Annotated in this window: 15 protein-coding genes, 1 tRNA gene and 4 pseudogenes; 9 read left to right on the forward strand and 11 right to left on the reverse strand. The window is 62.2% G+C overall.

Going from position 1 to position 19,616, the window contains the following annotated elements; translation table 11 throughout:
• Positions 1-45 precede the first annotated feature (45 nt).
• Positions 46-474 (reverse strand): annotated as a pseudogene (locus tag ACFQAU_RS06205) (MarR family winged helix-turn-helix transcriptional regulator); the annotation flags it as partial.
• 66 nt (positions 475-540) lie between these two features.
• Here ACFQAU_RS06205 and hmgA point away from each other — a divergent pair.
• The 7 genes and pseudogenes from hmgA to ACFQAU_RS06240 all read left to right on the forward strand — a co-directional run bounded on the left by hmgA (position 541) and on the right by ACFQAU_RS06240 (position 8,173).
• Entirely contained in the window at positions 541-1,902 is a 1,362-nt protein-coding gene (hmgA, locus tag ACFQAU_RS06210; RefSeq protein ID WP_132443767.1) for a homogentisate 1,2-dioxygenase, read from the forward strand.
• A 27-nt stretch (positions 1,903-1,929) separates the two neighbouring features.
• Positions 1,930-3,182, forward strand: a pseudogene (fahA, locus tag ACFQAU_RS06215) (fumarylacetoacetase).
• Between the two features lie 46 nt (positions 3,183-3,228).
• Positions 3,229-4,179, forward strand: a complete 951-nt coding sequence (locus ACFQAU_RS06220; protein ID WP_132443769.1) for an MBL fold metallo-hydrolase — start codon at positions 3,229-3,231, stop codon at positions 4,177-4,179.
• The gene (locus ACFQAU_RS06225) at positions 4,179-4,433 is read left to right on the forward strand and encodes a hypothetical protein (protein WP_067627169.1); all 255 of its coding nucleotides are present in this window, start codon (positions 4,179-4,181) and stop codon (positions 4,431-4,433) included. The genes ACFQAU_RS06220 and ACFQAU_RS06225 overlap by 1 nt, the downstream gene beginning before the upstream one ends.
• 117 nt (positions 4,434-4,550) lie before the next feature.
• Positions 4,551-5,740, forward strand: a pseudogene (locus tag ACFQAU_RS06230) (FAD-dependent monooxygenase).
• Between the two features lie 328 nt (positions 5,741-6,068).
• Positions 6,069-6,257 (forward strand): DUF2783 domain-containing protein, encoded by a 189-nt coding sequence (locus tag ACFQAU_RS06235; protein WP_132443771.1) that lies wholly within the window; start codon positions 6,069-6,071, stop codon positions 6,255-6,257.
• A gap of 236 nt (positions 6,258-6,493) precedes the next feature.
• Positions 6,494-8,173 carry an ABC transporter substrate-binding protein gene (locus ACFQAU_RS06240; protein ID WP_132443772.1) on the forward strand — a complete coding sequence of 560 codons (1,680 nt, stop codon included), beginning with the start codon at positions 6,494-6,496 and terminating at the stop codon, positions 8,171-8,173.
• Between the two features lie 68 nt (positions 8,174-8,241).
• Here the strand turns inward: ACFQAU_RS06240 and ACFQAU_RS06245 are convergent, their stop codons facing one another.
• From ACFQAU_RS06245 to clpS, 7 genes are all read right to left on the reverse strand, one after another.
• Entirely contained in the window at positions 8,242-9,177 is a 936-nt protein-coding gene (locus ACFQAU_RS06245; RefSeq protein ID WP_132443773.1) for an acetamidase/formamidase family protein, read from the reverse strand.
• 610 nt (positions 9,178-9,787) lie between these two features.
• Positions 9,788-10,141 (reverse strand): NAD(P)-binding domain-containing protein, encoded by a 354-nt coding sequence (locus ACFQAU_RS06250; RefSeq protein WP_386281221.1) that lies wholly within the window; start codon positions 10,139-10,141, stop codon positions 9,788-9,790.
• A gap of 74 nt (positions 10,142-10,215) precedes the next feature.
• Entirely contained in the window at positions 10,216-10,647 is a 432-nt protein-coding gene (locus ACFQAU_RS06255) for an acyl-CoA thioesterase (protein WP_120351916.1), read from the reverse strand.
• Positions 10,648-10,780: 133 nt separating this feature from the next.
• Positions 10,781-10,857: transfer RNA gene (locus ACFQAU_RS06260), tRNA-Met, on the reverse strand.
• 117 nt (positions 10,858-10,974) lie between these two features.
• A complete protein-coding gene (locus ACFQAU_RS06265; RefSeq protein WP_067939675.1) occupies positions 10,975-11,775 on the reverse strand; it encodes an SDR family NAD(P)-dependent oxidoreductase in 801 nt (266 codons plus the stop codon).
• 19 nt (positions 11,776-11,794) lie between these two features.
• Positions 11,795-12,787 (reverse strand): class I SAM-dependent methyltransferase, encoded by a 993-nt coding sequence (locus tag ACFQAU_RS06270; RefSeq protein WP_132443774.1) that lies wholly within the window; start codon positions 12,785-12,787, stop codon positions 11,795-11,797.
• Between the two features lie 3 nt (positions 12,788-12,790).
• On the reverse strand, positions 12,791-13,114 hold the full coding sequence (clpS, locus tag ACFQAU_RS06275) for an ATP-dependent Clp protease adapter ClpS (RefSeq protein ID WP_120352290.1): 324 nt from the start codon (positions 13,112-13,114) through the stop codon (positions 12,791-12,793).
• A 156-nt stretch (positions 13,115-13,270) separates the two neighbouring features.
• Between clpS and ACFQAU_RS06280 the strand changes: the two genes are divergently transcribed.
• Both ACFQAU_RS06280 and ACFQAU_RS06285 read left to right on the forward strand, forming a co-directional pair.
• The gene (locus ACFQAU_RS06280; RefSeq protein WP_120351918.1) at positions 13,271-13,978 is read left to right on the forward strand and encodes an HAD family hydrolase; all 708 of its coding nucleotides are present in this window, start codon (positions 13,271-13,273) and stop codon (positions 13,976-13,978) included.
• A 264-nt stretch (positions 13,979-14,242) separates the two neighbouring features.
• Positions 14,243-15,713 (forward strand): annotated as a pseudogene (locus tag ACFQAU_RS06285) (D-alanyl-D-alanine carboxypeptidase family protein).
• 129 nt (positions 15,714-15,842) lie between these two features.
• Here ACFQAU_RS06285 and ACFQAU_RS06290 read toward each other — a convergent pair.
• Genes ACFQAU_RS06290 through ACFQAU_RS06300 form a run of 3 tightly spaced genes read right to left on the reverse strand, consistent with a single transcriptional unit; the run spans position 15,843 to position 19,616 of the window.
• On the reverse strand, positions 15,843-17,423 hold the full coding sequence (locus ACFQAU_RS06290; protein WP_120351920.1) for an ABC transporter ATP-binding protein: 1,581 nt from the start codon (positions 17,421-17,423) through the stop codon (positions 15,843-15,845).
• Positions 17,420-18,544 carry an ABC transporter permease gene (locus tag ACFQAU_RS06295; RefSeq protein ID WP_386281229.1) on the reverse strand — a complete coding sequence of 375 codons (1,125 nt, stop codon included), beginning with the start codon at positions 18,542-18,544 and terminating at the stop codon, positions 17,420-17,422. The genes ACFQAU_RS06290 and ACFQAU_RS06295 overlap by 4 nt, the downstream gene beginning before the upstream one ends.
• On the reverse strand, positions 18,525-19,616 hold the full coding sequence (locus ACFQAU_RS06300) for a microcin C ABC transporter permease YejB (protein ID WP_067624906.1): 1,092 nt from the start codon (positions 19,614-19,616) through the stop codon (positions 18,525-18,527). The genes ACFQAU_RS06295 and ACFQAU_RS06300 overlap by 20 nt, the downstream gene beginning before the upstream one ends.

Here is a 19,616-nt window from a genome sequence, read left to right on the forward strand (position 1 = left end):
CGCCATCGGTGGCGATTTCCGCAGCCTAAGTAAAGCCCCCTGCGCCACATCCGAAAGCTTGAGCAGCGCCCGCCGCAGCACCGCCGCCTCGGCAGGGTCGAGCGTGTCCATGAGCGCGGCATTATAGCGCTGCGCCACCGCGCGCAGATCGTCATAGGCCGCTTGGCCCTGCCGGGTCAGCGACAGATGCTCTACCCGGCGATCCCCATCGTCGCGGGTGCGGGTGACAAAGCGCCGTTCCGTCAGGCGGTGCACGGCGCGGCTGATCTTGGTCTTATGCATCCGCGCGCGCTGGCCGATCTCACTCGCCGTGAGTTGCCCGTAGAGCCCGAGGTGGAACAGCACCCGCCATTCGGTGCGCAGCATCCCATAGCGGCTTTTGTAGATCTGCTGAAACTCAAGCGAAGAGGCCTCTGCCGCTTGGTTCAACAGGTAGGGCAGAAAATACTGAAGCTGAAAGTCGTCGTCCGCCATGCTACACCGCTTGTTAGTTACAAATCCAACTATTACAGTCGCAACAGATTCTGCAAGGGGGCACAGATGACCAGCCATTCAAAGCCAACGACGATGACCAGCGCGGCCACCACTTCGGGCACGCATCCGGGCTACATGCCCGGTTTTGGCAATGATTTTGAGACGGAGGCCCTGCCCGGCGCGCTGCCGCAGGGCATGAACTCCCCGCAGAAATGCAACTACGGCCTCTATGGCGAACAGCTTTCGGGCACCGCTTTTACCGCGCCGTCTCATCAGAACGAGCGCACGTGGTGCTACCGCATCCGGCCCTCGGTCAAACACTCGTCGCGGTATGAGCGGATCGATCTGCCCTATTGGAAATCCGCCCCGCATCAGCCGCAGGATGTGACCAGCCTTGGCCAATACCGCTGGGATCCGGTGCCGCATTCCGACGCGCCGCTGACGTGGCTTACCGGCATGCGCACCATGACCACGGCGGGGGATGTGAACACGCAGATCGGCATGGCGAGCCATATCTATCTGGTCACCGAGAGCATGGTGGACAGCTATTTTTATTCCGCCGACAGCGAGCTGCTGATCGTCCCGCAGGAAGGCACGCTGCGCTTTTGCACCGAGTTGGGCGTGATGGACATCGCCCCCCAGGAGATCGCCATCATCCCGCGTGGGCTGGTCTACCGTGTCGAAGTGCTGGAGGGGCCGGCGCGGGGGTTTGTCTGTGAGAACTATGGCCAGAAGTTCCACCTGCCAGCACGCGGCCCGATTGGCGCGAACTGCATGGCGAACCCGCGCGATTTCAAGACGCCCGTGGCCGCCTTTGAAGACCGCGAGGCGCCCTCGACCGTGACGATCAAATGGTGCGGCCAGTTCCATGAGACCAAGATCGGGCATTCGCCGCTCGACGTGGTGGCTTGGCACGGCAACTACGCCCCGGTGAAATACGACCTGAACACCTATTGCCCCGTGGGCGCGGTGCTCTTTGACCATCCCGATCCGTCAATCTTTACCGTGCTGACCGCGCCCTCGGGCGTCGAAGGCACCGCCAACATCGACTTCGTGCTGTTCCGCGACCGTTGGATGGTGGCCGAAGATACCTTCCGCCCGCCGTGGTATCATAAAAACATCATGTCTGAGCTGATGGGCAATATTCACGGTCAGTATGACGCCAAGCCCAAGGGGTTCATCCCCGGCGGGATGTCCCTGCACAACATGATGTTACCGCATGGGCCGGACCGGAATGCGTTCGAAGGGGCGTCAAACGCCGAGCTTGCGCCGCATAAGCTCGACAACACAATGTCCTTCATGTTCGAGACCCGCTTCCCGCAGCATCTGACCGAATTCGCCGCCAAAGAAGCACCCCTGCAGGACGATTACATCGACTGCTGGGAGAGCCTTGAGAAGAAATTCGACGGCACACCTGGCAAGAAGTAAGCCCGCCTGCCCCCTGAAAGGACCGACATGACCCTGATGACCTCTTGGGTGGAAAGCGCCAACAGCGCCGATACCGATTTCCCCCTCAACAATCTGCCCTACGGTGTTTTCACGACCAATCGGCTGGAAGCGCGCTGTGGCGTGGCGATTGGCGATCAAATCCTCGACATGGCCGCTTTGGAGGAAGAGGGGCTGATCACCCTCGCCGAAGAGCCGGTGTTCGATGTGCCCTATTGGAACGATGTGATGGACCTTGGCCCAGCGGCATGGGCCTCCCTGCGGGCGCGGCTGGTAGAACTGCTCTGCGCGGATGCCCCGGATCAGGCCGCCGTCGCGCCGCATCTGGTACCGATGGACGAAGCGCGGCTGCACATGCCGATGATGGTCTCGGAATACACGGATTTCTACGCGGGCAAGCATCACGCGACCAATGTCGGCACGATGTTTCGCGGAGCCGAAAACGCCCTGCCGCCGAACTGGCTGCACATTCCAATTGGCTACAATGGCCGCGCCTCTACCGTCGTCGTTTCGGGGACCGAGATCACCCGCCCCAATGGCCAGCTAAAAGCCCCAGACGCCGATGCGCCGCATTTCGGCCCCTGCCAGCGGCTGGATATCGAGCTTGAGATGGGCGCGATCGTCGGCACTTCGACCGAGATGGGCCAGCCCGTCAGCATCGACGAGGCGGATGAGATGATCTTTGGCTATGTGCTGCTCAACGACTGGTCAGCGCGGGATATTCAGGCGTGGGAATACCAACCCCTCGGCCCGTTTCAGGCCAAGGCATTTGCCACGTCGATCTCTCCTTGGATCGTGACCCGCGACGCGCTTGAGCCGTTCCGCACCTCGACACCTGAGCGCGAAAAGGACCTCTTGCCCTACCTGCGCGAAACCAAACCCGGCCTCTATGACATTGACCTGTCGGTGCTGCTCCAGCCCGAGGGGGCGGAGCCGAAGAAATCGCCCGCACCAACTACCGCGAGATGTATTATTCCGCCGCGCAGCAGTTGACCCATCACGCCTCTTCGGGATGTGCGATGAACGCGGGCGATCTGCTGGGCTCCGGCACCATCTCCGGCCCCGAAAAATCACAACGCGGGTCACTGCTGGAACTGTCATGGGGCGGCAAAGAGCCGATCACCCTCGCAGACGGCAGCAGCCGCAGCTTTGTCGAAGACGGCGACACGCTGACCCTCACCGGGCATGCGCAGGGCGACGGCTTTCGCGTGGGTTTCGGCAGCTGCACCGGCAAAATCCGCCCGGCAATCGACTTTTCCTGAACAGGCCGCGCAACCGCGCAGACAAACCAAGACAGAAGGACATCACATGGCCAAGCAATTCGCATCCCAAGGCGACATGACCGAAAAGGAAATCTCCTTCACCGAGGTGGGCGAGGGACTTTACGCCTTCACCGCCGAGGGCGATCCGAACTCTGGCGTCATCATCGGCGACGACAGCGTGATGATCATCGAAGCGCAGGCCACACCGCGTCTGGCGAATAAGGTCATCGAATGCGTCCGCTCGGTCACCGACAAACCGATCAGCCATGTGGTGCTGACCCACTACCACGCCGTGCGCGTGTTGGGGGCATCGGCCTTTGGCGCGCAGCAAATCATCATGTCCGAGAAAGCCCGCGCCATGGTCGCCGAGCGCGGCCAAGAAGATTGGAACAGCGAATTTGAACGCTTCCCCCGCCTGTTTGAAGGCCACGAGAGCATCCCCGGCCTGACCTATCCCACCACCACCTTTAACGGCCGGATGAGCGTCTATCTCGGCAAGCGCCGGGTCGATATCATGCAGTTGGGCCGCGCCCATACGGCGGGGGATGCGGTGATCTATGTGCCCGATCAGAACGTCATGTTCACCGGTGACATCGTCGAATACCACTCCGCCTGCTACTGCGGCGATGGGCATTTTCACGACTGGCCCGGCACGCTGGAACGCATCCGCGCCTTTGACCTCGACGCCATCGCGCCGGGTCGCGGCGACGCGCTGGTGGGCCGCGAGATGGTTAATGCCGCGATTGACAGCACCGCAGACTTCGTGCGCTCCACCTACCGTCCGGCGGCCCGCGTGGCCCTGCGCGGCGGCACCTTGAAAGAGGCATGGGACGCCGTGCGCGCCGAATGCGACCCCAAATTCGGCGACTATGCAATCTATGAGCACTGCCTGCCCTTCAACGTCGCCCGCGCCTATGACGAAGCGCTCGACATCGACACGCCGCGCATCTGGACGGCTAAGCGCGACAAAGAGATGTGGGAGGCGCTGTCGGACTGATGCCCCTGCCCGCGCTCCTTACCGGCCTGATCATACTGGCGCTGGCGCTCTGGTTCTATCTGGTCTTTGCACTGGTGATGGATCACCGCCGTCAAGCTGCGCGCCGGAGCGGGCAGCCCTACGCCGGGCTGCGCGATACGGCACAGGTTTGGTCAAAGATGCTCCGCGCGCCAGAGCACCGCAAGTCGCGCCGACGGGTGACGCTGACCACGCTGGCCCTGCTTGTCCTGCTGCTTTTGCGCGCTCTTGTCTGAGGAAACCGCCATGGCCTATGCCTACACCCCTTCCCCTACAGCCCCCCGCCCGGCCTCACCGCGCCCGAGCCACGGCACCCGGTGGTGATCGTGGGCGCCGGCCCCATCGGGCTGTCGATGGCGGTGGACTTGGCCCTGCGCGGGGTCAAATCGGTCGTGCTGGATGACAACAATGTCGTCTCCCTCGGCTCTCGCGCGATCTGCTGGGCGAAACGAACGTTGGAGATTTTCGACAGGCTGGGCATCGGCGAGCGGATGCTGGATAAGGGGGTGACATGGAAAGTGGGCCGCCAGTTTCACGGCGAGAGGGAGGTCTATAATTTCGATCTGCTGCCCGAACCGGGGCATAAATACCCGGCCTTCGTGAACCTCCAGCAATACTATGTCGAAGAGTACCTTGTTGAACGCGCACAAGATTTCCCCGACCTAATCGACCTGCGGTTTCTCAACAAGGTGACCAATCACAAAGGCCACGCCGATCACGTCGAACTGACGGTTGAGACGCCGGACGGCCCGTACCAACTGGAAACCGACTGGTACATCGCCTGCGACGGCGCGGGTTCCGCGACCCGCAAACGCATGGGACTGCCTTTCGAGGGCCAGACCTTTGACGAACATTTCCTGATCGCCGACGTAGAGATGGAAACCTCCCCTTTGGCGACCATGACACGCCCGAGCGTTGGTTCTGGTTCGCCCCACCCTTTCACAACGGCCAATCCGCGCTGCTGCATAAACAGCCCGACAACATCTACCGCATCGATCTGCAACTGGGGCCAGAGACCGACCCGAAGGCCGAGGCGACCGAAGAGAAAGTCGTGCCGCGTCTGAAGCAGATGCTGGGCGATGCGCCTTTCCGACTGGATTGGATGAGCGTCTATAAGTTCCGCTGCGCTCGGTTGGAGAAGTTCGTGCAGGGCCGCGTGGTCTTTGTCGGGGACAGCGCCCATGTGGTCAGCCCGTTTGGCGCACGGGGCGGCAATGGCGGGGTGCAGGATGTCGACAACCTCGGCTGGAAACTCGCCGCTGTCGTGCAGGGCGACGCGCCCGCCAGCCTGATCGAGAGCTATGACATCGAACGCGGGCATGGCGCGGATGAGAACATGCGCAACTCCGCCCGCGCGACCAATTTCATGACCCCCAAATCGCCCATCGAAACCCTGTTTCGCAATGAGGTGCTGACCCTCGCCGCGCGTCATCCTTTCGCCCGCAAACTGATCAACTCAGGCCGCCTCTCACAACCCTGCACGCTGGCCCATAGCCCGCTGCAAACTGCAGGCGACGCCCCCTGCGCCCCGGCAGCGCGCTGATCGACGCGCCGCTTGCCGGACCTGCGGGGGATCGCTGGCTGCTGGGGGAGGTTCAGGGCCAGTTCACCCTGCTCGCGGTCGGCGGGATCACGGCCCCGGATATCCCCGGCCTGAGGCGTATCGGCATCGACCAATCGCAGGGTGCCTATCCCTGTTTTCAGGGCAAAGATGGCCATGCACAGCGGCGCTATGGCAGCGGGTTCCTCTATCTGCTGCGCCCCGATGGCCATGTCTGCGCCGTCTTCGACCAGCCCGACAGGGCCGCGATTTCCCGCGCTTTTGCCCGTGCCTTTGACGGCGCTTTAGACTACGCGAAAGGAGCCACCGCATGATCCTTCAAGACAACCTCGGCGCCGAGGGCGACACCGTCTATGCCGCGCTCATGGCCGCTCACGAAGGGCTGAGCGAGGCGGAAAGCCACGCCCTGAACGCGCGATTGGTGCTGATGCTGGCCAATGAGGTCGGCGACCCCGCCCGGCTTGAGACGCTTTTCAAAGCGGCGCGTGATCTGGCCTAAACCGCCATTTTACCAGTGGTTTTTCCCGGCCACCCCGCTTGCCGGGACGGTTTCCTGCGCTAACTTGCTCCTCAACTTCCCGCGACAGGCTTGACGCAACGCGCCTGATCGGCAGACTAAACACCCCGCGCCCACCTCAAGAGGCGACAAAAGCAGGTCAACTGCATCACCTGCCCCACCCTTAAAAGTGGGGATCCGCGACGGCCACGGCCAGCGCACCAACAGAGAGGAAAATCATGGAATTTTTGACACGCACCGGAAAACCGCTGCCGCAATCCGTGCTGACATCAGCCGAGAACGCCAAGAAAGACCCCGTCAGCAGACGCGAGTTTCTGGCGATTGCGAGCGCCTTCGGGGCCACGTCCGCCACAGCCTACGGGATGCTTGGCATGGCCGCGCCCGCGCGTGCGGCGGCCCATGCCAACCTCAAGGAAGGCGGCACCGTGCGGATGCAGATGGAGGTGCGTGCCCTGAAAGACCCGCGCACCTATGACTGGTCGCAAATCGCCAACTTCAGCCGCGGCTGGTTGGAGTATCTCGCCATCTGGGAGAACGACGGCACCTTCACCCCCGGCCTGCTGGAAAGCTGGGAGATCAGCGATGACGCCACCGAATACACGCTGAACGTCCGCAAGGGCGTGACATGGAACGACGGCACCCCCTTCACCGCGCAGGACGTGGCGCGCAACATCGAAGGCTGGTGCGATAAATCGCTCGAAGGCAACTCCATGGCGGGCCGTTTCGCCACGCTGGTGGACGAAGAGACCGGCAAGGCGATCGAAGGTGCGATTGAGGTGGTCGATGACCACACCGTCAAGCTGAAGCTGCCCAAATCCGACATCACGCTGATCCCCGGCATGGCCGATTACCCCGCCGCGATCACGCCCGAGGGTTTCGACCCCGACACCATGTTGGAAAACCCCAAGGGCACCGGCCCCTACCTGCCCGAATCGCTCGAAGTGGGCGTGAAAAGCGTGCTGGTGAAGAATCCCGACCACACTTGGTGGGGCACTGAAGTCTTTGGCGGGCCCTACATCGACCGTCTGGAATACATCGACTACGGCACCGACCCTTCCGCATGGATCGCCGCTGCCGAGGCCGAAGAGGTCGACGCTTTCTACTCCATGGAAGGCGAATACATCGACGTGATGAGCACGCTCGACGGTTGGATCGAGAACGAGATCGCCACGGCGGCGACCATCGTGATCCGCCCCAACCAATTGGCCGAAATCGACGGCATGAAGCCTTACGAAGACAAGCGTGTGCGCAACGCGCTGCAACTAGCGGTCGACAACGCCGTGCTGCTGGAACTGGGCTATGCCGGTCGCGGGATCGTGGCCGAAAACCACCACGTCGGCCCGATGCACCCCGAATATGCAGAGGTCGAACCGCCCAAGACCGATCCCGAAGCCGCCCGCGCGCTGATGGAAGAAGCCGGGATGGCGGATTATGAGCATGAGCTCTTCTCGATCGACGATGCGTGGCGCAAGGACACGACCGATGCCGTGGCCGCGCAGCTGCGTGACGCGGGCATCAAGGTCAAGCGGACCATCCTGCCCGGCTCGACCTTCTGGAACGACTGGGTGAAATACCCCTTCTCCTCCACCAACTGGAACGCGCGGCCTCTGGGCGTGCAAATCTGGGCGCTGGCCTACCGCTCGGGCGAGGCGTGGAACGAGTTTGGCTATGCCAACCCCGAGTTCGACGCCCTGCTCTCCGAGGCGCTGGCCACAGCCGATGTCGACGCGCGCCGCGAGATCATGGCGAAGGGTGAGAAGATGCTGCAAGACGATGGCGTCACGATCCAGCCTTACTGGCGCTCGCTCTATAACCACACCCGCGAGGGGTTGGTGGGTGCCGCCCACCACATCGGGTTTGAATACCACCCGGCGCGGATGGCTTGGGCAGAAGAGTGATCCGCCACTAGGTAGAAACGCGAAAGGGCCGCAGCGATGCGGCCCTTTTTCTTTGGTTGGCGCTGGCGTTAACCGCCGATCAGGTTTTTCGCCATCATCATATGCACGCCCTTTTCGCGGTTCACCGTCTGGGTGATGCGCAGATCCCCGGCCAGCGAACAGAGCACATAGGCATCCTCACGGCTGATCCCCGCACGCTCAGACACCAGCGCGATCATCTCCCGCAGGGCCATCTCCGCGCAGTGGTCAAGGTCGGGGGCCATGCCCATGGTGATCACATGGGTCGGCGTTTCGGCCTGCGGATAGCTGAGCCCGCGATCCTTCAACACCGTCAGACGAAAGCGCCCCTGTAGCGCCGTCTCAATCGCCGTGACGCAGACTTCGCCGTCGCCCTGCGCACCGTGCCCATCCCCGCAGGAAAACAGCGCCCCTTCGTTGAAGACCGGCAGGTAAAGCGTGCTGCCCGCAACCAGTTCCTTGTTATCGAGGTTGCCCCCATGTTTGCGCGGCTCGATAGTAGCGATCCGGCCCCACTCGGGCGGCGGGGCCACGGCCATGACGCCAAAGAACGGGATCAAGGGCAGTTCCAACCCCCAAGGCAGACGGGCGATGCCCCGCTCCGCGTCCAGCGGGATGTTGGTGTGATAGGTCTCAGGGAAATCCTGCGGCAGCGTGCCTGCCAGTGGGCGAATGAAGTTATATCCCCAGTCCTGCCGCAGCGCGATGTCGAGGATATCGACTTTCAGCACATCCCCGGGCATCGCACCTTCGACGGCCACCGGGCCGGTCAGGATATGGCCAGGCATTGGCGGCGGGCCAGCGTTGTGAATGTCGTAAAGTTCGGGCGGAACGTGGAAGCTTTCGGGCGGCAGGCAATTGGCCGCGCCGGATACGGTGTTGATGATCACCTCTTCGCCGCTTTTGATCGTCAAAGCGGGCGGGCGGCTGGCCTCAAAGTAGCCCCAGTGGCAGGTTTCGGGCGATGACTGCAAGGTGGCGGTCATGACTGTGTCCTTCCGTTGGCCAAAATGCCTTCGATAAGCTCCTGCACGCGCAGCGCCTCTTCTGGTGTGGCCAGTCGGCTCGGGCCGCCGTCCATCAGAAGCGCCATGTCGTCAAGCTGCGCTTTGAGGCTGGTGGCGCGGGTGTCGGTGGGGCTGCTGTTGGTCGGCGCGAAGGCCTCTCCGGTCGACAGGGTGTCGATGGCAAACTCCGAGATGCGGCGGCTGGCCTTGGCCCCTTTCACCGTCACCTCTTGCCGGTCCGGCTGCACGCCACCAACAGAGCCAAGGATCGAAACCGGCAAGCCCTCGGCATTGACCAGCCGTGCCGCGACATGGGTCTCGCAAAGTTCGGCGTCGGGATATTCCGCATGGGCCCATTGCAGGGTCAGCGGCCCCAGCACCCGCTCGCTCAAAAACAGGAAATGCGAGATTACCTCGCGGGTCATGCCGCCCTCTTCGGCAAAGCGCAGCCAATCCGCATCCACCTGCCACGCGCGGGGCCAGGCCGGATAGGTCACGATGATGTCGATACCGCAAAGATCGCCAAGCGCACCCTCACCGATCGACCGCGTTAGATCGGTCAGCGCCGCCCCCGCCGCTTGGGTGAAATTCACCGCCGCCGGGACGCCCGCAGCCTGCAACTCGGCCACCAACGCGCGGCTCTCCGCGATGTCCACGCCCAGCGGTTTTTCGAGGAAGATCGCCTTGCCCGCCGCTGCGGCCTCAAGCGCATAGGCTTTGCGCGGCACCGGGGGCAGGCGAGGTAGACCAGATCGACATCGGCCATCGCCTCGGACGCCGTGGCCGACACTGCCGCCTCCGGCGCGACCTTTTGCGCGGCGGCGCAGGCCGCTGGGTCGGGATCCCACATGGTGGTGACCGTGAAGCCGGGGTGCAGCACCATGTTCTCGGCCATGCGCCGGCCCATGATCCCCAATCCGATTACCGCAGTCCTGATCGTCATCTCTGTCTCCCTCGATATGCAGCGCGATAAGACGCTGCAATTAGGGAACTTCAACCGCCTCAGACCGATTGCGCCTAGGCGAGGTCGGTGCGGACCAGTGGTTTGATCACCCGGGCCAGTTCTTCGGGGGCGGATTGGCTTTCGAACACATCCGCAATGGTGAAGACGCAGGTGAACGACCCCTCGAAACACAGCACCCCGTTCTGCCGCGCTTTCATGCCGAAGGTGATGGATTTGTTGCCGAGCCGCGTCGGATAGGTTTCGCACATCAGCTTGTGCCGTGGCGTGACCGGGCTGCGGAAATCCATCGAAAGGTTCACGAAAGGCGTGCCGATATTGCGGTCGATCTGAAGCTGGAACCAACCATCGCCATCGAAATGCGCCTCCCACCATGCGTTGATCGCATCCAGCGCAAAATAGGGCAGCCGCGCGGTATAGGCGATCTGCGCCGGGTCACAATCGCCCCAAGTGACGTTGATCTCGTGAACGAAGTTTTCCGTGGTCATAAGGCTGCTTTCATCTGCTCAAACCCGCGCGGGGCATGGGCTATCTTCTATCCCTTCCAGCCCCGCGTGCAACCCAAGCGCAGGTGGCCAGTGCCAGCCCAGCAGGCATATCGTCATACGAAAAAGGGGAGGATGGTGGCGTTACCTGGATTTGAACCAGGGACCTAACGATTATGAGTCGTTCGCTCTAACCAACTGAGCTATAACGCCGTGGCGCGTCGGATAAGGCAGCTTAGCATTGGGGTCAAGGGCGAAAGATGGATGAATTCATTTTTGCCGAAGAAAACTGCCGCCCGGTCTTAATGCGCGGGTCTTAATGCGCGGGTCTCAATGCGCGGGGGCCGAGACCACATCAAGCAGGGTACGCCCACCATCAATGGTCATGATCTCACCGGTCATAAAGCCCGAGCTTTCGGCGGCGAGGAATTGCACCGCCTCGCAAAGTTCATTCGGCCCGGCGATACGGCCAAGCGGCGTATGCGCGCGAATATCCTCGCGCCAGTCGCGGTTTTCGGCCACGGCGGCGCGCAGCGACGCGCTCATCACCGACCCGAAAGAGATCGCATTCACCCGTATCCGGTGCTGAGCCAGCACCAGCGCCAGAGAGCGGGTCATCTGCTGCACCGCCGCCGAGGCGATGGCATAGCCCATCATATCCGGCTGGTGACGTTGTGCCGCGATGGAACTGAGGTTGATGATCGACCCCACCTGCCCCTCGGTCTGGCCCTCGGCCTGTTTTATCATCCGCCGCGCCACCTGCTGCGACAGTTGCAGCGCCGTCATCAGGTTCTGCTGCAACAGCGTATCAACCGAACCGTCTTCCACATCCAGTGGATCGGTGGGCAACACCTGCCGCGAGGCATTCACAAGGATATCGACCTGATCATAAGCGTCGATCGTGGCCGAGACGAGGTTGGCGATGGTCAGCCGCTGGCGTAGATCCCCGGCAAAAACGCGGACATTCCCGTCGTCCGGCGTGTCGCCCAACTCTTCCATCAGCTTTTTCTCGTTGGAATCGGCGCACATCACATTGGCGCCCCGGTCGGCCAGATGCCGCGCGATGGCAAGGCCAATGCCGTCTGCGGCACCTGTGATGATGGCTGTTTTGCCTGAGATCGAGAATGACATCGGGATACCCCCTTAAGGCTTAGCGGCGCCGGGTCAGCGGGCGTGTGGCGTGGAACAGTTTGAACCGCGCATCGCCTCCAAGCTCGGCCACCTGTGCAAAGCGTTTCTTCAGTTCCGCCTCATAGGGCAGATGCCGGTTGGCCACCATCCACAGGTCGCCCTGCCCCGACAGCATACGGGCGGCGGCGGCGACAAAGGCTTGACCAATCTGTGGCTCAGCGGCGCGGCCGGTGTGGAAAGGCGGGTTCATCACCACCGCGTCCATCCGGTGCGGCGGCTGCCATTCGGTGGCGTCCTCCCAATGGAACACGGCGCGATCATCGGTCACGTTATGACGCGCGCATTCCAGCGCCAAATGCCCGGCCTCGACCAAATGCACGGTCTTCACCTTGGGCCGCGTCAGGATATGCGCCGAGAGGAAGCCCCAACCTGCGCCGAGATCGGCCACCTCGGCCCCAAGGTTATCGGGCAGCGCATCCACCAATAGCGCCGAGGCCAGATCGACCCCATCTGCAGAGAAAACCCCCGGCGCGGTCCAAAAGCCGCCCTCTGTATGGGCGGGGCCAGCTTCCCAATCGGTGAAGAAATCGCTTGAGCCCGCGTCGATCCAATAGAGCTTGCCGTGCGCCTTGGAGATCGGCCCCTGCACCGTCACCCGCGCACGCATCTCGCGCAGGATCGAATCCGCGCCATCGGTCTTTTGCCCATCAACCACCACCGGCCCGTCGCTTACGGCACAGGCTTGCGCGACCAAGGCGCGGGCCTCATGTTTGGCGCGCGGCAGGCAGACTATGGCGGCGGCATAGCGCCCTTCGACCGAATGCGCGGCCTCATAGCCCCGCGCGGTCCAAGCGTCATAGGCGGGCTTGAAATCGTGAATGATCTTGCAGCGCTCGGGCGGCAAACCGGCCAGATCAGCGTCTACGGGGGGCTGAAAGATGGCGATCACCCCAGTTTCGGGCAAGTCCAGCCCACCGCCGTTCAGGGCCAGTTCCAGTCGCGGATCAATCACGTGTTATTCTTCTTTTTCCATAGTGCATTGCAGCGGATGTTGATGACGCCGGGCGAAATCCATCACCTGCGCCACTTTCGTCTCCGCGATCTCGTGGCTAAAGACGCCAACCACAGCCAGCCCCTTTTTGTGAACCGTCAGCATGATCTCAAACGCCTGCGCATGGTTCAGGCCAAAGAACCGCTCCAGCACATGCACCACGAATTCCATCGGGGTGAAATCGTCGTTCAGCAGCATCACCTTGTAAAGCGGCGGGCGTTTGGTCTTGGGGCGGGTTTTGGTCAACAACTCGGTGTCGTCGTCATCCTTGGGACCGTCCGCCATCATCTGCCAACCCATCGCGGGCCGGTCTGCTGCTTGGGTCGTCCAATCTGCTTTCGCGTCGTCACGGTGCATTGCTGCTCCTGCGGCTGGGGGTAGAGCTTGTTCGTCGTGCAGCCGTCTATATAACCCCTGAACCAATTTAGGAAAGAGGCAGCACATATGGGCGGGGCACTCACCACCATCGGTTTCGATGCGGATGACACATTGTGGCATAATGAACGCTACTTTGCACTCTCTCACGACCGTTTTGCAGCCCTTCTGGCCGAACATAGTGAACGCGACCATCTGATGGCACGGCTTTTGGAAGCCGAACGGCGCAATCTGCCGCATTACGGCTACGGGATCAAAGGTTTCACCCTGTCGATGATCGAGACCGCAATCGAGGTGACAGAGGGCAAAGTCCCCGCCGAGGTGATCAGTGACCTGCTCGCCGCCGGGCGCGAGATGCTGGACCATCCGATTGAACTGCTGCCCCATGTCGAAGACGTGCTGGAAACCCTGCGCGGTGACTACCGGCTGATCGTGGTGACCAAAGGCGACCTGCTGGATCAAGAGCGCAAACTGGCGCAATCAGGCCTGCGAGAGAGGTTCGATGCGGTCGAAATCGTCTCTCACAAGACCGAAGCCGCCTATCGCCACATTTTTAAGCAGCATGGGCAAGGCGCCGCGCAGGGGCTGATGGTCGGCAACTCACTGGCCTCCGATGTACGCCCGATGATCGAGGCCGGCGGCTGGGGCGTCCACGTGCCCCACGACCTCACATGGGCGATGGAACACGCCGAACCGCCAACCAATTCACCACGTTTTGTTGAAATTAACGATCTTTCCGGCCTCCCAGAGACGGTGAAAAAGATCGTTTCGGGGTGACTCGCCCGCGCCGGTGAGTCGCCTCTGCGGCCCAGCCAAAAACGCCCCACTGCGGGCCAATTTGCGCCCAATTCTTGCCTTATTCGCGCTTATAGTGGGTCAATGTGCGCAAGCCTCTACATATTGGAGAAGAGATCCGTCCTTTTTTACCCTGTCCATCGGATTCGACGGCTTCCGCGATGCGCCGTCCTATGCTAGCCTTGAACCAATCAATAAATGGTCAGCCGAAAATCGGCGACTTGAGGCAGTAAAAGGCAGGCAAATATGAAGGCTCGGCGCATTCAGCCGGCCCGTTACGGGCTATTTCTATTCGCAGCACTCTGGGTTCTGGTCATCCTACCCCTCAGCGCCATGGCAGCCCCCTATGCCGCCTATGTCATCGATGCCCGCACCGGCAAAGAAATCCACGCAGAGAACGCCGACACGCGCCTGCACCCCGCCTCCCTGACCAAGATGATGACCCTCTACATCGCTTTCCAAGCGGTCGAACGCGGGGAACTCTCACTCGATACCCAAGTAACGATCTCCAAGAACGCCGCCTCAGAGCCGCCCAGCAAACTGGGCATGCGTCCGGGCCAAAAAATCGCCCTGCGCTACCTGATCCGCGCCGCCGCCGTGAAATCCGCCAATGATGCCGCCACCGCGATCGGCGAAGCCATCGAAGGGTCCGAGGCCGCCTTTGCCCGCCGAATGAACCGCACCGCCAAACAGCTTGGCATGACGCGCACCACCTTCAAGAATATGCACGGGCTGACCGAAAGCGGCCACCTCTCCACCGCGCGCGATATGACGGCTCTGGGCCGCCACCTGCTCTATGATTACCCGCAGTACTACAACCTGTTCTCGCGCATCACCGCCGATGCGGGCGTGCGCAAGGTCTCCCACACAAACCGCCGGTTTCTGGGATCTTACAAAGGCGCCGATGGCATCAAAACCGGCTATACCCGCGCCGCGGGCTTCAACCTGACGGCCTCGGCCGAGCGTGGCAACGAACGGATCATCGTGACCGTCTTCGGGGGCAAATCCACCGCCTCGCGCAACGCCAAAGTGGCCGAGTTGATGGACCTTGGCTTCCGCCGCGCCCCCTCTTCGGCCCCCTGCGCAAACCAGTGCCCCCGGTCTACGCCGATGTCGAAGACACGCCCGCGGCCCCCGGTGCCGCAGGCAAAACGATCCGACTTGTCGGTGCCGTCACCACCTCCAAACGCCCGCAACTCCGCCCTCGCAGCGAAGTCGTGGTCGTGGCCACCGCAGCCGCCCCCGAAGCAACCAGCACGGTCTCCAACAGCGACATCACGGCAGCCCTACGCGAAGCGGTGCAAACCGCGCCAACCCCGCCCGCCGCCGCGCCCACACCAGAGATCAAAGACGCCGAAGTCGTCATCGCCACCGCGCAGGCCTCCCCCGCCCCGAACCGCGGCCCAAAGACGTAACGCTGGCCGTACAGCAGGCGGTAGAGCAAGAAATCGTGACCCGCGTCTCCACCTCGGGCGGTCGCCACTGGGGGGTCAACGTGGGCCGCTTCCCCAGCCGCTACGCCGCCGAGAAGGTCCTGCTGAAAACCGCACTGGCCGAAATGTCGACGCTTGATGGCACATTGCGCAAAGTGGTGCAGCGTCCGCAGGGCTATGACGCGAACTTCCTCGGCCTGTCACGCGAAAGCGCCGACCTCGCCTGCCGCCGTCTGGCCGCGCGCAACGTCAGCTGCTTCATGATCGGCCCAAGCGAAGGCTAAAGCCCAAAGACCGCCGCCCCTCAGGCGACGCCCCCCAATCTTCATCTTTTTAAAAATACCCGCGGGGGAATCGCGCCCCCGGCGCGATGGGGGCAGCACCCCCTCTCTCTCCGCACTTACGACGTCTGCTTAACCAGCCGCCTGCAACAGCTTGCGCGTATAGTCGGTCTGCGGATTGTCATAAAGCGCATCAACGTCGCCGTATTCCACCACATCGCCGCGCTTCATCACCATCACCTTGTGCGACATCGCCCGCACGACCTTCAGATCGTGACTGATGAACAGATAGGCCAACCCGTATTTCGCCTGCAACTCCCGCAGCAAATCAACGATCTGCACCTGCACCGTCATGTCCAAGGCCGAGGTTGGCTCGTCGAGAACCAGCAGCTTCGGCCGCAGCACCATGGCGCGGGCGATGGCGATCCGCTGGCGCTGCCCGCCGGAGAACTCATGCGGGTAGCGGTCCATCGTCGCGGGGTCGAGCCCCACTTCCGTCATCACCTCCGCCACCAGTTCACGTCGGTCGCGCGCCTTGTCGATCTTGTGGATCGCCAGCCCCTCCGAGATGATCTGGAAACAGGTCATCCGCGGGCTGAGCGAGCCGAAAGGGTCCTGAAAGACGATCTGCATATCGGCGCGTAGGCGGCGCAGCTTTTTGGTGGACCATTTGCGCAGGTCCTCGCCACGAAAAGTCACCTCCCCTTCCGAGCCGATGAGCCGCATGATCGCCAGCGCCGCTGTGGTCTTGCCCGAGCCGCTTTCGCCGACGATGCCAAGCGTTTCGCCCGCGCGGATCGACAGGCTGGTGTCGTTGACGGCCTTCACATGGCCCACGGTACGACGCAGCAGGCCCTTCTGGATCGGAAACCAAACCTTGAGGTTGTCGGTGCGCAGCACTTCGGGCGCATCCGCCGCCACGGGGGCCGGCGCGCCGGTGGGCTCGGCGCCGAGCAGTTTGCGTGTATAGGGGTGTTGCGGATTGTCGAAAATCTCAGCGGTCGGCCCCTCTTCGACGACCAGCCCCTTTTGCATGACAAAGACCCGGTCGGCGATGCGCCGGACGATCCCGAGGTCATGGGTAATGAACAAAAGCCCCATCCCCATCTCATCCTTCAGGTCTTTCAACAGGTCGAGAATCTGCGCCTGAATGGTCACGTCGAGCGCCGTGGTTGGCTCATCCGCGATCAAGATGTCGGGCTTGTTGGCCAGTGCCATCGCGATCATCACGCGCTGCCGCTGCCCGCCGGAAAGCTGGTGCGGATAGGCGCCCATGCGGCTCTCCGCGTCATTGATGCCGACCTGTTCCAAGAGGCTCAACACCCGCGCCCGCGCCTCGGCCCCCTGCAATCCCTGATGCAGCGCCAGCGACTCCGCCAGTTGCTTTTCGATCGTGTGCAGCGGGTTGAGCGAGGTCATCGGCTCTTGAAAAATGAACGAGATGTCGTTGCCGCGCACCTTATGCAGCAGCTTGTCATCCGCGCCGATCATCTCTTGCCCGTCATAGGTGACCGAGCCGCTGACCCGCGCGCTATCGCCCAAGAGCGACACCGTCGAGAGCGCCGAGACCGACTTGCCCGAGCCGCTTTCGCCCACCAGAGCCACCGTCTCTCCCCGGTTCACGGCAAAGCTGACCCCGCGCACCGCCGGGATCAACTGCCCGTCCTGCCGAAAGGAAACCTGCAGGTCTTTGACGTCCAACAAAGCAGTCACGAGAAGGTCTTTCTGGGATCGAATGCGTCGCGGATGCCTTCAAAGATGAAGACCAGCAGCGACAACATGATGGCAAAGGTAAAGAAGGCCGAGAAGGCCAGCCAAGGCGCTTGCAGGTTCTGCTTGGCTTGCAACGTCAACTCCCCCAGCGACGGCGCCGAGGACGGCAGGCCAAAGCCCAAGAAGTCGAGCGTCGCCAGAGTGGAAATCGTGCCCGTGATGATAAACGGCAGCATGGTCAGCGTGGCCACCATCGCGTTGGGCAGCATATGGCGCAGCATGATGGTGCCGTTGCCGACCCCAAGCGCACGGGCGGCGCGGACGTATTCAAGGTTACGCGCGCGCAGGAATTCGGCCCGCACCACCCCCACCAGCGCCGTCCATGAGAACAGCACCAAGAGGATCACTAAGAGCCAGAAACTTCGCCCCAGAATGGCGAACATAATGATGATCACGTAGAGCGACGGGGTTGAGGACCAAATCTCGATGATGCGCTGAAAGATCAGGTCGAGCCAGCCGCCAAAGAAGCCCTGCACCGCGCCCGCCAGAATGCCGATGATCGACGCCGCCCCGGTGACGATCAGGGTGAACACCACCGAAAGCCGGAAGCCATGGATGACCCGCGCCATCACATCGCGTTTGGTGCCGTCGGTCCCGAGCCAGTTCTGCCCGTTGGGCGGCAGCGGTGCGGCACCGGGGCGGTCCACGGCGGTGTCGAAGGAATAGGGGATGACAGGCCAAAGCGCCCAGCCCTTGTCGATCGCTTCGCCTTCGACCTCGCCATCCGCGGCGTCGATAATATAGCCCTCAGGGTCGTCGAAACAGGCATCCAGCCCACCGGTGGCGATGAGGCATTGCACCTCAGGGTCGCGGTAGGCGGCTTCGGTCTGGAAATCGCCGCCAAAAGCGGTCTCGGGGTAGAAGTTGAAAATCGGCGCGTAATACTCGCCGCGGTAGCTCACGAGGATCGGCTTGTCGTTGGCCACGAACTCGGCCAGCAGCGAAATGCCAAAAAGGATCGCGAAAATCCACAGCGACCAATAGGCGCGGCGGTTCGCGGTGAAATTGCGCCAGCGGCGCTGGTTCAGGGGGACAGCGCCATCAGCCTTCCCTCTTCTCAAAGTCGATGCGCGGGTCGACGAGCACATACATCATGTCCGACAAGATGCCGACGACAAGGCCGATGAGGCCAAAGATGAAGAGCGTCCCGAAGACGATCGGATAATCGCGCGCAACCGCCGCCTCAAAACCCAGACGCCCCAACCCATCAAGGCTAAAGATCGTCTCGATAATGATCGACCCGCCGAAAAAGACCGAGATGAAGACCGCCGGGAAACTGGCGATCACGATCAGCATCGCGTTGCGGAAGACATGCCCGTAAAGCACCTTGCGCTCTGACAGGCCTTTGGCGCGGGCGGTGATGACATATTGTTTTTTGATCTCGTCCAGAAAGCTGTTCTTGGTCAGCAGCGTCAGCGTGGCAAAGGCCGAGATCGTCGAGGCCAGTACCGGCAGGGTGATGTGCCAGAAATAATCGGCCACCTTGCCCAAGGGGCTGAGGCTGTCGAAATTATCCGAGGTCAGGCCACGCAGCGGGAAGATCTGCCAGTAAGACCCACCGGCAAAGAGCACCAGCAGCAGGATGGCAAAGAGGAAACCGGGGATCGCATAGGCCGCAATGATCGCGCCCGAGGTCCAGGTATCGAACCGGCTGCCGTCGCGCACCGCCTTGCGGATGCCCAAGGGGATCGACACCAGATGCGCGATCAGCGTTGACCAAAGCCCCAGCGTGATCGAGACCGGCAGCTTTTCCTTGATCAGTTCGATCACACTGATGGCACGGAAGTAACTCTCGCCGAAATCAAGCCGCATGTAGTTCCACAGCATGTGAAAGAACCGCTCCACGGGGGGTTTGTCGAAGCCGAATTCCTTCTCCAACTCCTCGATTAACTCAGGCGGCAACCCGCGCGCGCCGACATAGGTGCTGTCAGACCCGCGCGCCATCGTGTCGACCCCGGCGTCGTTGTTGCCTCCGGCAAAGCCGCCAAAGACATCGCCGCCGCCCTGAATCCGCGCGATGGCCTGCTCTACCGGGCCACCGGGGACGAATTGCACCAAGGCAAAGTTGACCAGCATGATGCCGAACAAGGTCGGGATCACCAGCAACAGCCGTCTGAGAATATAAGCACCCAT

It is taken from the genome of Sulfitobacter profundi, from assembly GCF_042661425.1.
GTDB lineage: Bacteria > Pseudomonadota > Alphaproteobacteria > Rhodobacterales > Rhodobacteraceae > Sulfitobacter > Sulfitobacter profundi.

What these genes read in the sequence shown, in the direction of transcription:
- hmgA (WP_132443767.1), top strand. Translation starts at nt 541, where the DNA reads ATGACCAGCCATTCAAAGCCAACGACGATGACCAGCGCGGCCACCACT.
- ACFQAU_RS06220 (WP_132443769.1), top strand. Translation starts at nt 3,229, where the DNA reads ATGGCCAAGCAATTCGCATCCCAAGGCGACATGACCGAAAAGGAAATC.
- ACFQAU_RS06225 (WP_067627169.1), top strand. Translation starts at nt 4,179, where the DNA reads ATGCCCCTGCCCGCGCTCCTTACCGGCCTGATCATACTGGCGCTGGCG.
- ACFQAU_RS06235 (WP_132443771.1), top strand. Translation starts at nt 6,069, where the DNA reads ATGATCCTTCAAGACAACCTCGGCGCCGAGGGCGACACCGTCTATGCC.
- ACFQAU_RS06240 (WP_132443772.1), top strand. Translation starts at nt 6,494, where the DNA reads ATGGAATTTTTGACACGCACCGGAAAACCGCTGCCGCAATCCGTGCTG.
- ACFQAU_RS06245 (WP_132443773.1), bottom strand. Translation starts at nt 9,177, where the DNA reads ATGACCGCCACCTTGCAGTCATCGCCCGAAACCTGCCACTGGGGCTAC.
- ACFQAU_RS06250 (WP_386281221.1), bottom strand. Translation starts at nt 10,141, where the DNA reads ATGACGATCAGGACTGCGGTAATCGGATTGGGGATCATGGGCCGGCGC.
- ACFQAU_RS06255 (WP_120351916.1), bottom strand. Translation starts at nt 10,647, where the DNA reads ATGACCACGGAAAACTTCGTTCACGAGATCAACGTCACTTGGGGCGAT.
- ACFQAU_RS06265 (WP_067939675.1), bottom strand. Translation starts at nt 11,775, where the DNA reads ATGTCATTCTCGATCTCAGGCAAAACAGCCATCATCACAGGTGCCGCA.
- clpS (WP_120352290.1), bottom strand. Translation starts at nt 13,114, where the DNA reads ATGATGGCGGACGGTCCCAAGGATGACGACGACACCGAGTTGTTGACC.
- ACFQAU_RS06280 (WP_120351918.1), top strand. Translation starts at nt 13,271, where the DNA reads ATGGGCGGGGCACTCACCACCATCGGTTTCGATGCGGATGACACATTG.
- ACFQAU_RS06300 (WP_067624906.1), bottom strand. Translation starts at nt 19,616, where the DNA reads ATGGGTGCTTATATTCTCAGACGGCTGTTGCTGGTGATCCCGACCTTG.